This is a genomic window from Saccharolobus solfataricus (assembly GCF_900079115.1).
Lineage (GTDB): Archaea > Thermoproteota > Thermoprotei_A > Sulfolobales > Sulfolobaceae > Saccharolobus > Saccharolobus solfataricus.
Genome location: NZ_LT549890.1, coordinates 1,936,535 through 1,948,921 on the forward strand (window position 1 = coordinate 1,936,535; position 12,387 = coordinate 1,948,921).

A 12,387-nucleotide genomic window follows, 5' to 3' on the forward strand; every position below is an offset into this window, starting at 1 on the left:
AAAGCAAATAACAACTAAAAACCATTTATTACATTTTGGTAGCATATCAATTAATAAATTCCCTTTTTATATCGTTTTGACTTTTTCACCTAAAGAAAATTGTGAGTTAAGAAAATTTTAAAGCTATGCTGGAATAAATTTTTATTCCGGGAAAACGAATTTATATTGATGGAAGAAGTTCTTAGTTCGAGTCTGTATACTCAACAAGTCAAAAAGTTATATAAAGTCGGAGAATTATTGGGTCTTGATAACGAAACTTTAGAAACGCTTTCTCAGCCCGAAAGAATAATTCAAGTTAAGATACAAATTAGAGGGTCTGATGGTAAATTAAAAACATTTATGGGTTGGAGAAGTCAGCACAACTCGGCTTTAGGCCCATACAAGGGCGGAATTAGGTATCATCCTAATGTTACACAAGATGAGGTAGAAGCGTTATCTATGATAATGACGTGGAAGAACTCATTACTATTATTACCATATGGAGGAGGAAAAGGTGGAATTAGAGTAGATCCTAAAAAGTTGACTAAAGAAGAATTAGAACAATTATCGAGAAAGTTTATCCAAGCTATTTATAAATATTTAGGTAGCGAATTAGATATCCCAGCCCCAGATGTGAACACAGATTCACAAACCATGGCATGGTACCTAGATGAGTACATAAAGATAACTGGAAATGTTGATTTCGCAGTATTTACTGGGAAGCCAGTGGAACTAGGTGGAATAGGTGTTAGATTATACAGTACTGGACTTGGAGTTGCTACCATAGCTAAGGAAGCTGCGAATAAGTTTATAGGAGGTATTGAGGAAGCTAGGGTAATAATTCAAGGCTTCGGAAATGTTGGGTATTATGCAGCTAAATTCCTAAGCGATATGGGAGCTAAAATAGTAGGAATTAGTGACTCTAAAGGTGGAGTAATTAATGAGAATGGAATAGATGTTGGAAAGGCTATGGAAATAAAGGAGAAAACTGGAAGTGTGACAAATTATCCTGAGGGAAGAAAGGTCACAAATGAGGAACTACTAATATCGGACTGTAATATATTAGTACCTGCAGCGCTTGAAAACGTCATAAATAAGTTTAATGCTCCCAAGATTAAGGCTAAGCTTATTGTTGAGGGTGCAAATGGTCCATTGACTGCTGATGCAGATGAAATAATGAGACAAAGGGGCATAGTAGTTGTGCCAGATATACTTGCTAATGCTGGTGGAGTTGTTGGAAGTTATGTAGAGTGGGCTAATAATAAAATGGGTCAAATAATAAGCGATGAAGAGGCTAAGAAGCTTATAGTCGACAGAATGAACAATGCTTTCAATACCCTATACGATTATCATCAAAAGAAATTAGAAGATCACGATCTGAGAACTGCTGCCATGGCATTAGCTGTGGATAGAGTAGTAAGAGCTATGAAAGCTAGAGGTCTATTATAATATTTTTTCCTTGGGCTTAATCCTAGACCCCTTAAAGAGAAAGATAAGACAAGGTAGGATAATAATGAAATAAAGAATAGAGCTTGATTAGAGTTCAACTTTCATAATTTATTACTTAGCCCCTTAAATGTATAAGTTTTACTAATTTTTGATCACTTAATATCATTAGCATAAATCGATAAAATGTCATTAAAATAATGTTGGTAAAAGCGTTATTGTTAACGTTAGTTACATAAAGTATTACGATAACAATATTTAAATATAACATGGTATCCACTTTTACACATGAGATTGCTTAAAATACTACTTTTGGCAATGTTAATTCTTCCATTATTTTCCTTTTTTACTTTATCCATATCTTTATATGACCAAATACAATTACCTCCTCACTACCTTTTCTATATTAGTGAAAATGCTACACAGGGAAGCGGTATTGACGTAATTTTTTACACATCGTCACCAATAACGTTCATGATTATGACTCCTTCACAATTTTATCAATTTAATCAAACGGGTTCATCTCAGTCAATATATTCAATTACTACTAATTCCCTTAGTAAATTCTTTCCTCTAAGTGGGCAATATTATATTGTTTTCTATAATAACATTAGTAATAATCCTGTTACGTTAAATTACTATATTCTAACAAGACCCTTGCCTACTGGTATAGCCGATTATGGTCTTAAGATTAACAACGGTGTTATTAGTCCTTATATAGAGAAAATTAAAAGTGTAATAGGTGCTGTTGAAATTAACAAATTACTAGCTTATAATTCGACACCACCAGCTGGTGTAAGTCAATACTCTGCATCTATTCAGTTAAATGTAGTTCTTCAAGTTAATACTATAGGTGGTTCTCAACAACTTTGGTTACAGAATGTTATACAAATTTATACCAATAACGATTCCTACATATTTTTAGATAATATATGGAATTTCACTGGTAAAATCTCAATTCTATCTAATAGTACTGTGAAGGGTAATGGAATAGTTTACGTTACTAATAATGGAAATGATTATTACGCATATGGTACCAATTTCTCAACACTCTTGATACCCTCTTTAAAATACTTACTCATAAACACATCATACACTTCTCAAGGTCCCATGATATCTTTTGGTTATATGAACCAGAGTGGTTCACCCATATGGTACGATAATGTCACCATATTAATACCTAATACTTTATCAGCATATATCCTAGTAGATGGTTATAACTTCACTGCAGGAGGGCTTGCTTACGATGCAGAGCTAATATTAGGTGGTGGAGGTAATGGCGAGTTTACGTTCTTTAATGAATCAAATGTAGAATTAGCTATGATCTATCAATATTTAAACGGAACTTTAGCACCCCCTAAATTCCTCTTCCCCTTTGGTCTTGATACTGAGGAATCTGCAGATAACTTATATTCTATTTCATATAATGGCGTTTATTTAGTGAGTAGTGGTTATCAAGTTATAAACAACTTAAACGAAAACGTATCACAGTTGAGATTTAACGTTGTTAATTACACTAAAGCTACAGACCAGAATTTCCCATACATATTTACTATAAACGTCTCTGGCGGAGTTTTACCGTATAAGTTAAACGTTACAATTAGCAATAGCAGTGGAAACGAGTTATCTGGATATACTTACGTTCTATTCCCCTCTGTATCAACGTATTATTTATTCTTAAGTCCGCTTTCTCCAGGTAATTATACTGTTAAAATAAAACTTACTGATTTTAATGGAAATTCAAAATCTTACGAATTCTCACTTACAATAAACCCACCCTTAAAAGTACAAATACTCAACGTAACCAATTATATAGATCTTGCATTGCCATACTTTAACTTTACCTCAATAATAAGCGGAGGTACTAAGCCATATAACATCATTATTACAATATCTAATGATAGCGGGATATTATCAGAAACATATAAAATTATAAATTACACTTCAATTACATATTACGCAGTAAACATGAAGGGCTATAGTATAGGAAAATACACCATTCAAATAGAAGTTGAGGATTACGCAGGTAGTATAAATATTTCAAAATATAATTTCACTATCAATCCCAATCCCTATATTTCTACATTAAGTTATACCTCTGAGACAGATAAGGGATTAAGGGAAGTAATAAAGGCTATAGGTAAAGGAGGATCTGGAAGCCTTATATATTACTGGTACGTTAATAACTCTTTAGTAAGTAGTGGAATTGGGGATGAACTGTATAATTTCACGCCTTCTAATATTGGCGAATATAACATTACTGTTATGGTAAAAGACGTTCTAGGGGTATCGTCAGCGAAGAGCGTTATTATAAAGGTTAACCCTGATCCCGTAGTTGAGTTATCAGTACCTAAAACTACTATAGATTCTGGAGCTGAGTTTCCAGTTAACGCTACAGTATCTCTAGGAACACCACCCTACTATATTTCTTGGTATATTAACGGAAGTTATGTGGGTAATGAATCCATTAAGGAACTAAATTTAAGCAGTATAGGAGTTTATATAATAACGGTAACGGTAAGAGATTCTGCAGGTTATATAATAAATATGAGTAAACCAGTGTTAATAGTCCCACCTCCTTCGTTAAGTGTTAAAGAACAAACTCAAGGAAACTTCATTCAGTATAATACATCAATTGCATTATCGGCTTCAGTTAATGGCGGAACTGATCCGTATTATCTTATCTTCTTAAACGGTAAACTTGTAGGTAACTACTCATCAACAACCCAGTTACAGTTTAAGTTGCAAAACGGTGAAAATAATATTACGCTAATAGCTAAAGATTTATGGGGTAAGACTGCTGTGAAAACGTTAATAGTTAACTCTGGATATAATTACGTAGGCATAGGAATTATTGCGGGTATAATCTTAATAATAGTTATAGTTGTTATACTAGTAATCAGTAAAAGAAAATAATTTTTAATTCTTTCTGCTATTCTCTACAGCTTAGACAGCAGTTTCGTTAATTTAGTATCATATAGATTAGAAACTCATTTTCAATTCAACATAAAATTCTATAGTAAAAATTGAATATTATAGTTTTTCCTTCTAATTTCTACTAAATATTTACATGTCAATGAAAGCCGATTTAAGGGAATTTAAACTACGCTTCATGAGTGAAATTGTTGCCTACACTGAAGGGAGCATTAAACTTATTTATGACGTTTTCAAGCGCTACAAGTACTAATATATTACAGTCCGATATTAGTAATTCCTTATTTGCGACCTTTCTTCCTTCAAGCTATCTATTATAACACTTTTCCCTTCTTTTGTTTCAATCAATCGTAACCTATTATTAAAATTTTATCCATAAGCTTATAAGAATAAAGGATTGTAAAATTAAAACTATTTCTTGACATAGATATAAGCTCATCTTTTACTTTTTCATTTTTTACGTTGTCTGGCACTATCACTACATAATACTTAGCAGTAGGTACAAAAGTCTTGAAAAATTTCTGAGCATCAACTATCAAACTGGGACTAACGAACCTAACAAACTTCACACTTCCACTTTTACTTATCATTTTAATTAGGCTATCCTCAACATGTTCTGATAACTCCTCAATTGGTATAACTACCATTATATTTATGTATATTTTCCATGGTTAATAAGTATACATGTATAATATTCCATAAGAAGTATATAGGATTTATACAATTTATACTGCAATACTTAAATAGAAAAGATAAGTAGAAAGCTCACGCATGTTGCCCCGTCTTAATTACGTAATTCCTAGTGAATAAAGCAACGATAAGGTTTAGGACCATTATACCGACTGCAGCAGTATACATGTAATGAAAGGCTGAATAAGATGGTACTTGAGCTAACGGTACAATTTGATCGTTAAAATCGTATATTATCCATGTAGTGTAGGTGTCCATAAACACTGTTGAGATTACTGGGCCAATTGAACTTCCGATAGTTCTTATTAAAGTGTTCATTCCTATTCCTATTCCTCTTTGTTCCTCTGGTAAAGATACTGCGACCATATTAACTAATGGAATCATAATATTAACTAACCCTACAGCAGTTATCATGACATCAAGTACAACTTCATATACGCTATACCTAAAAGTATCTAGAAGCAAATAACCAAAAATGCTAATTACAGAACCTATGATAAGTAATGGCTTAGGTCCAGTAGCGTTAATCAATCTACCTACTATCGGTCCGACAATCATCATTACTAAAGCTACAGGTGCCATTAACAGCCCAGATTCTATTATGGATAAGCCTAGTCCATAGGGTTGAGGTAGTTGAAGATAATAGACTAATCCTGTAAACATTAAAAACATTCCAGCTCCAGATATTAGCCCAGCTATATTTGCTACCATTATATTTCTTACTCCAAATAACTCAAGTCTCATCAAGGGTTCATTGGCTCTTCTCTCTACCAATAAAAATATGGGAAATGCTATTACTGAAATCGCAATCAATAACAATTGACTAAGTGAAGTCCAACCAACATTAGGACCATTAGATAAATATACTAATAACGGAACTACTGTTAGCATAAGAAATGTTGCCCCTAAATAATCTATCTTCTCCCTAGTCTTCTCGGGGATCTCAACTATGTACTTTGCGGAAATTATTACTAGAATTATTGATAGTAAAAATGCGGTATGAAACGCATAAGGCCATCCAAGATCTTGAACTATATAGGAACCTACTAATAATCCTAAGGCTGGACCGGCTGCGAGTGTCGCACTTAAAATACCTTGAGCCCATGCAACTCGCTCTTTGGGAAATAGGTCAGTTATAATGGCTATTGCAAGAGGAAACGTTGCATAGCCTAATCCTTGAATCGCCCTAGCGAAAATTAAAAAGTAGATGTTAGTTGAGAACCCAGCTAATAATACAGCTAACGAGTAAAACCCAATAGATAAGAGGTAAACTTTCTTCTTCCCATATCTATCACCAAGTTTTCCAAAAAGTGGTGATGCAATTGCACCAACTATGAGATAGGCTGATGTTATCCATGCAACCGTTGTGGCTGTAGTAGAGAATTGTGTTTCGATTTTCGGCAGTGCAGGTATAACCATTGTCTCAACGTAATTTACTAAAGTTAACATTAGAGTGAGGGTAATTAAAGTACGCATTGCTTCTTTAGAGTCCATAAAGAAAAGAGCGATATAAAGACAAATAAATTTTTCGATATATCTTTTTCAATGAACATAAAAGAATGATATAGTGTTAACTCTTTACCATAAATAGTAATGCTTTTAGTTACAACTTAGTTATGATAAGCAACTATACTTCATCACACTTTAAAGGGCAATGCATTTTCATTCAATATTGACGTCTAAGGTTGACCAAACCTTTTTACTGATATTTCTTATATAGGTGGAGGGGTATGAGTGGGGCAATGCCCCGTGACTTTGGTGAGGCCCAAGGGCTGAGAATTAGATACAAATTCATGAAAATTCAATAAAGCCCAAACCCCACTCTCTATCATCATTTTGAGTGCCTTCCTAATGCGTCCCTTTCAGCCTCCTTTTCAGTAATTTCTTTCAGCTCCTTAACACTAAGCTCAGTTCTAATTATGCCGTAAGTTTCAGCCAAGGGGTCCTTAGGAATAGGTATACCGACGAAGAAAGTCCCTGCCTCAATTATTATTACCGAGTCAGCATTAGCTAGATTTTTAGGAAGCTTTATCTACCTCTATCATCCACTTTTACAACATATGCCATGATTTATATTATAAATCCCCGAGATTATTAACTTTTCCCCACTTATGCAGATTTGTCCCACATAGCCTCAAGCTTGTTATGCTTTATTACGATCTTGTTTTTTATCTTGCTACCCCAAGAGTGTTTGGAGTAGTTAAGGTCTAATAATTTGATTGAGTCTTTGCTTGAGTAGTAGGTGTTTTGGTACGTTTCATTCTCCTTGGAGGATTTTGTAGATCACCTTGACCATTGCTTTTGAGTATAGATTATCAAATTATTGTTCATAATAATATTATTACTATGCTTCTTATTTTTCTCGATACACTGTTATTTAATCAAGTATTCCCTTATAGACTTACACTAATCTAGAGATAATATTATAATTACTAACGGATCCTAATCGCTTCTCTCCCTAACATACTTAAGGTTTTTGCATAAATTTAGAGAGATCCTTGCCCTTTAAACTACAAGTATATTTACACACATAAACCTTGTCCTTGAAATCTGATGAAGTGTAAAGAAGTTAAATTAATATATAACTTAGGATACTTTATATATGATGGAACACTTAAGTGTTAAAGAACTTGAAAATTATCTTGATGATGATTTATTAAAGCTTTTAAAGAAAGAAGATATAAGACACATATTCCTTATAAATACAAAAATCATCTCAAACTTTGAAAAATTCTTTAGCACGTTCCTTCCATACAGTGTCAAATATTTCGTAGTAATATCTTCTGATTTACCAGTTAAGATAATTAAGGAAAGTTTAATTAGAGCTAAAGATACACTAGAAGTATCGTGCTATATCACATCTAAACTACCACAGAAATCAATGATAATAATTGGACTACAATCCGTAAGTGAGAGAGAAGAATCAAAGGAGCTTTCAGCATTCCGAACTTAATCTTTCCTCTTATTTTCTCTTCTTCTTGGTCTGTAAAATTGTATATAAGACTATTGAAAATGTTGCAACTAGTACCATTACAATAACCCCATTACTGTAAAAAGTGTTTAAGGCTAAAGGAGATGAAGAGGTAGAAATGAATGAAACATTCGTAAGATTTCCACCAAAATTATTACTGTCGTTTACTTGCACAGAGCTTATTGTAATGTTTGCATAATAACTCCCATTATAAACTATTGAGAATGTTTTGTTAATCAGATAATAAGGTACAATTATTTCCGAGAAATTGGTGCTATTCTTTATTGCTAATAACTTATCAATAGTTTGAGGTTCTACTGTAAAGTTCTTTACACTTACTACAAATTTTATACCAATAGTGGAGTTCTCAACGCTTTGAACTAATGGAAAATTCTCATTTACGTTAACATGTATTATATAATTGCCTAGCATAAACGTTTTCGAAATTACGGTTATTATCAGTAATAGAAGAAATGAGAATTTCATTACTATCTCTACACTTTTCACTCTTCAATAAAAGGTTTTTTAGTAATCCCAACATTAATGAAAATATGGACTTAATAGAACTACTTAAATTTGAACATGGTATATTTAGAATAAGGTTCTATTTTCTGGAAAAAGTTGATAATTCTTTGCAGGAATTGGAAACATTACATGACTTCATAGTTAATGTTCACGCGAAGATGGAGGACTTGTATGTCTTTAAAGATATACCAGAAGCCAAGCCTTATTCAAACGACCATAAACTAATTGAGAAGTACGGTGATACGATAATAAAGGAGAAGAGAAAAGATTGGGTACCTAGGTATATGAAAATAGTGTTAGATCATAATCTGAATGAAGAGAAATACGTATTTCCGAAGGTAAAAGAAAGAAAAGGTTTGGTCTTAGACATTATAGAACAATATGGCTTTGAAAACTATCAAAAAATTACTGGTATAGATATAAGAAATTTCTAAATAGTGTAAACAAAGCTACACGTCATGCACCTATACAATCTTTTCTTCTTATTAAGTAATATAGCTCTCGCCGAACCGCATCTAGGACAAAAACGCATGTCTAAAAATGAGTCTTTTACTCATAAAAGCTTGCGGCTAGCATACTAACTCCGGGCCAAGGTGTATCATATCCTAGTATCTCAGCCTTCTTTGGTTTAATATACCCTAAGAGCATGTGTAGAGTATTTAAATTTCCCTCTGGCATTGCAGTCTGATACTCCTTAGGATAAAGTTCACTAATTTTTAATATTTTCTCAAATTCACCAGATTTTATTAGATCCATTAATATCGCATCGAATTTTGTAGGTTTAGGAGTTATCTTAAAGTAAAACAAGTCTAACCTATGAGTTGGTGAACCAGTGGCTAAAAACACTGCTTTCCTTCCAAGTTTCTCTACTGCTTTCCTAATCTTTTCACCTATTTCATAGTGTGATTCTGGCGAATTGTCAGTAATTGATATTGTTACAACTTTTGGTTTATACTCGGGAAACATGTAGAAGAGGGGAATCCACGCACCGTGATCTAATCCCCATTTATCATCTTTCACTACTTTTCCCTCAGCGTTTTTCACTATTTCTTCAACTAGTTCAGTGTCATTTAACGCGTTATAACAGTATTTATAAGTCTCATCTGGGAAATCGTAATAATCTTGAATACACTCTAGCTTCTCACTGCTTTCAATATAGAAGGTTTCCGTCCATGAGACGAAATGGGGACTTGAGACTATTATTGTTTCTGGTTTATACTTCTCCTCAATTTCCTTTCCTACTCTTCTCAATAAGTCCTTCCACTTATTCTCATCAATCAGTATTGTAGGAGAACCATGAGATATAAATAAGCCAATTGTCATTAACAAGAACTCCAAAAATATAAATAAAAAATTAAGTTAACTTTTGTTCACTTAAGCTTTAGGATTAGGCATCTGATCGATTATATCCTTAACCAATTTGACGAATTCGTGCTTTCTATCCTTGAATACCTCAGTATAAGTTTGAGCCCATCTTATTGTGGGATCACCCCTACTGAACCTATCATATTGTTCATATCTCATCCCTGCTTCAGATCCTATAACGTCCCACAGTAGGTTAAACATCTTAACTCTTTCTAGGGCATCAAGACCTTTCATTGCCATGTACTTATCCAATAATTTTCTTTCCTCGGGATTTTCAAAATCTTTAATACCAGCAGGTATAGGTATTGATGATCCTGCACTAATTGACCTTAATATCTCATTTGCTCTGGGAACTGTCTTCATGTTGAAGTGACTGGCTGAAATGGAAATATAGGGATCTGGTCTAGTAATATTGGGCAATTCTTGGGCTCTTTCAACTGATGCATAGAGGGCTGCCTCATTTAGAGCTACATATATCAGTATCTCACCTATCTTTTCTTGAACGTTAATGAAATTACTGGTGCCAGAAGCTTCAGCAATGGCGATAGCTAAACCAGCAAGGAATTTTAACCTGCTATAATGTTGAATTACGAAGTGCCAGTTAAACCATCCCCTTAACTGAACGGTATGCCACATTAGGTCTTCGATTAACTCAGGCTTCTTGAAGAATATTATCCTTTCCCAAGGAATTAGGACGTTATCTAACACTAAAACTGCATCGGATTCCTCAAATCTAGAAGATATTGGGTATTCAAATTCTCCTCCTTCCCTAGGCTGGAACCCCCTTCTAGACAAGAACTTAACTCCTTTAGTGTTTGTTGGGATAGAGAAGTATATTGCATATCTAGGATCACTATCTCTTCTGACATTTGGTAGATACCATAACATCTCCGCATAAGGACCGGCGGTACATATCATTGCGGCTCCTCTTACTACTACACCTTCTGGTTTTTCCTCAACTATTCCCACTTGAATGTATGGATCTTCCCATTGAGAAGGTGGTCTAGATCTATCGTACATTGGGGCCACAATTGCGTGGGTATAGAACAAATCTCTCTTTGTAGCTTCTTTGTAAATTTCAATCGCATTTTCCATGAACTTTGAACCGAACTGTTTTCCAAAGTAGTCCTCAGCGTGTGCATAGAATACCATTGTCCATAAGTTTAGGTAGTCTGGACTTCTACCGAAGAATCCCCTATAGTAATCATATATCTTTACTAGGCCATCCCTTAATTTGCCTAAATCTTTCTTGTTTTTAGGTCTTAGAAAACTTATGCTAGTTTCCTCTCCCACATCAAGGTTATAAACCCTTAGGTACTCCTTATATTTCTCATCCCAATGTAGATCATAATATTTCGCAACAGTAGATATCGGTATTTTAAATGCTGAATGTTCTGTAACATCCTTTACTACTTCTCCTTCATAGTAAACTACTGGTGGGTTTTCCTTTATACTTTTTATGTAATCTGTTCCCCTTCTTATCATCCAGACCACCCCTTTAATTGACCCGTGGAAATATCCTCCACGGCAACCCATTCAGTTAACCAAGATTGAGGAATCGGCCTTCCCCAAAAATCACTTCTATACCTTAATTGATCATAGGTCCAAACTATTGGTTTCCACTTATCCGGATCCAGAACCACGTAATCGTTGGTGAAGAACTCAATTCTATTTTTATCAAAATCTCTCAAATAAATATAATAACCCTCAGTTACACCATGTCTACCGGGACCCCTTTCTATACTATCCCACAATCCCACTGAGGCTAGAATATCTGGGGCTTTAATGACATCTTTTACATCATGAACGTAATACGTCTCATGGTGAAATCCCGGAACGTTTTTACTTGACTTCGCTATTGCTATTTCGTGTGAATCCCCTCTTCTAGTTAACCACACTACTGCCAAATTCCCATCCTTATCCAAGAACCTCTCAGTCTCATAGTAACCCATGAATCTCTTAAAGAACTCCAATTCTCTCTCCAAGTCCTTAACCATATAATTTACGTGGGCTAACCTGACTGGACTCACTCCCCTATGCCTATGAAATGCTAATCTTAAATCGCCTACATACTCCATGTCATAGTATAGAAGTATTGGGATTCCTTCGGGGGATTCAAATAATAGAGCTTCATTAATACCCTTTTCCCTAAATTTCCTAACCTTATGACCTAGGTTTTCCAATTCTTCTCTGGCCTTATCTAATTCCTCTCCTTTACTTACCCTAAAGCCTATATACGATAAACCAGCCGAGTTGGCCTTTTTTAGTATTAAGCTATGATGCTGACCTTCCTCAATCCCTCTCAAATAAATATAATCGCCATCCTTTTCTGTCTCCACAAATCCTAAGAGTTCTGAGTAGAAGTATCTCGCCTTATCCAAATCGCTAACTCTTATACACACATGAGATGTACGTAAAGTGTTGATCATCAAACACTATCACGTGCAAAAAGATAAATTAATTCACTATTAAACTGA

Annotated in this window: 10 protein-coding genes and 2 pseudogenes; 4 read left to right on the top strand and 8 right to left on the bottom strand. The window is 34.2% G+C overall.

The window, feature by feature from the left end; translation table 11 throughout:
* Positions 1-168 precede the first annotated feature (168 nt).
* Positions 169-1,428, top strand: a complete 1,260-nt coding sequence (locus tag SSOP1_RS10385; protein ID WP_012713349.1) for a Glu/Leu/Phe/Val family dehydrogenase — start codon at positions 169-171, stop codon at positions 1,426-1,428.
* Between the two features lie 285 nt (positions 1,429-1,713).
* A complete protein-coding gene (locus tag SSOP1_RS10390) occupies positions 1,714-4,341 on the top strand; it encodes a thermopsin (RefSeq protein WP_010923751.1) in 2,628 nt (875 codons plus the stop codon).
* A gap of 362 nt (positions 4,342-4,703) precedes the next feature.
* On the opposite strand, the gene SSOP1_RS10395 is transcribed toward SSOP1_RS10390, so the two are convergent.
* The 3 genes and pseudogenes from SSOP1_RS10395 to SSOP1_RS10405 form a co-directional block, all read right to left on the bottom strand.
* Entirely contained in the window at positions 4,704-5,006 is a 303-nt protein-coding gene (locus SSOP1_RS10395) for a DUF4898 domain-containing protein (protein WP_010923752.1), read from the bottom strand.
* 118 nt (positions 5,007-5,124) lie between these two features.
* Positions 5,125-6,543 carry an MFS transporter gene (locus tag SSOP1_RS10400; protein ID WP_010923753.1) on the bottom strand — a complete coding sequence of 473 codons (1,419 nt, stop codon included), beginning with the start codon at positions 6,541-6,543 and terminating at the stop codon, positions 5,125-5,127.
* A gap of 337 nt (positions 6,544-6,880) precedes the next feature.
* A pseudogene (locus SSOP1_RS10405) lies at positions 6,881-7,116 on the bottom strand (VapB-type antitoxin).
* A gap of 535 nt (positions 7,117-7,651) precedes the next feature.
* Between SSOP1_RS10405 and SSOP1_RS10410 the strand changes: the two are divergent.
* A complete protein-coding gene (locus tag SSOP1_RS10410; RefSeq protein WP_010923754.1) occupies positions 7,652-8,002 on the top strand; it encodes a DUF4898 domain-containing protein in 351 nt (116 codons plus the stop codon).
* A 9-nt stretch (positions 8,003-8,011) separates the two neighbouring features.
* Here the strand turns inward: SSOP1_RS10410 and SSOP1_RS10415 are convergent, their stop codons facing one another.
* Complete coding sequence (locus SSOP1_RS10415) at positions 8,012-8,506, bottom strand: hypothetical protein (protein ID WP_012716018.1); 495 nt, start codon at positions 8,504-8,506, stop codon at positions 8,012-8,014.
* Positions 8,507-8,571: 65 nt separating this feature from the next.
* Between SSOP1_RS10415 and SSOP1_RS10420 the strand changes: the two genes are divergently transcribed.
* On the top strand, positions 8,572-8,979 hold the full coding sequence (locus tag SSOP1_RS10420) for a hemerythrin (RefSeq protein WP_048051878.1): 408 nt from the start codon (positions 8,572-8,574) through the stop codon (positions 8,977-8,979).
* On the opposite strand, the pseudogene SSOP1_RS17725 reads toward SSOP1_RS10420, so the two are convergent.
* The 4 genes and pseudogenes from SSOP1_RS17725 to hpaD all read right to left on the bottom strand — a co-directional run.
* Positions 8,976-9,068, bottom strand: a pseudogene (locus SSOP1_RS17725) (DNA-directed RNA polymerase subunit M); the annotation flags it as partial. The gene SSOP1_RS10420 and the pseudogene SSOP1_RS17725 overlap by 4 nt on opposite strands.
* Before the next feature lie 26 nt (positions 9,069-9,094).
* Positions 9,095-9,868 (bottom strand): DODA-type extradiol aromatic ring-opening family dioxygenase, encoded by a 774-nt coding sequence (locus SSOP1_RS10425; protein WP_012713355.1) that lies wholly within the window; start codon positions 9,866-9,868, stop codon positions 9,095-9,097.
* 51 nt (positions 9,869-9,919) lie between these two features.
* Entirely contained in the window at positions 9,920-11,395 is a 1,476-nt protein-coding gene (locus SSOP1_RS10430; protein WP_012716019.1) for a 4-hydroxyphenylacetate 3-hydroxylase family protein, read from the bottom strand.
* Positions 11,392-12,339 (bottom strand): 3,4-dihydroxyphenylacetate 2,3-dioxygenase, encoded by a 948-nt coding sequence (gene hpaD, locus SSOP1_RS10435; protein WP_012713357.1) that lies wholly within the window; start codon positions 12,337-12,339, stop codon positions 11,392-11,394. Before hpaD ends, SSOP1_RS10430 begins: the two co-directional genes overlap by 4 nt.
* Positions 12,340-12,387: the final 48 nt, after the last annotated feature.

Bases quoted from the DNA above. Each gene is read 5' to 3' on its own strand.
- SSOP1_RS10410 (WP_010923754.1), top strand. From the start codon at position 7,652: ATGATGGAACACTTAAGTGTTAAAGAACTTGAAAATTATCTTGATGAT.
- SSOP1_RS10390 (WP_010923751.1), top strand. From the start codon at position 1,714: ATGAGATTGCTTAAAATACTACTTTTGGCAATGTTAATTCTTCCATTA.
- SSOP1_RS10425 (WP_012713355.1), bottom strand. From the start codon at position 9,868: ATGACAATTGGCTTATTTATATCTCATGGTTCTCCTACAATACTGATT.
- SSOP1_RS10430 (WP_012716019.1), bottom strand. From the start codon at position 11,395: ATGATAAGAAGGGGAACAGATTACATAAAAAGTATAAAGGAAAACCCA.
- SSOP1_RS10385 (WP_012713349.1), top strand. From the start codon at position 169: ATGGAAGAAGTTCTTAGTTCGAGTCTGTATACTCAACAAGTCAAAAAG.
- SSOP1_RS10420 (WP_048051878.1), top strand. From the start codon at position 8,572: ATGGACTTAATAGAACTACTTAAATTTGAACATGGTATATTTAGAATA.
- hpaD (WP_012713357.1), bottom strand. From the start codon at position 12,339: ATGATCAACACTTTACGTACATCTCATGTGTGTATAAGAGTTAGCGAT.
- SSOP1_RS10415 (WP_012716018.1), bottom strand. From the start codon at position 8,506: ATGAAATTCTCATTTCTTCTATTACTGATAATAACCGTAATTTCGAAA.
- SSOP1_RS10400 (WP_010923753.1), bottom strand. From the start codon at position 6,543: ATGGACTCTAAAGAAGCAATGCGTACTTTAATTACCCTCACTCTAATG.
- SSOP1_RS10395 (WP_010923752.1), bottom strand. From the start codon at position 5,006: ATGGTAGTTATACCAATTGAGGAGTTATCAGAACATGTTGAGGATAGC.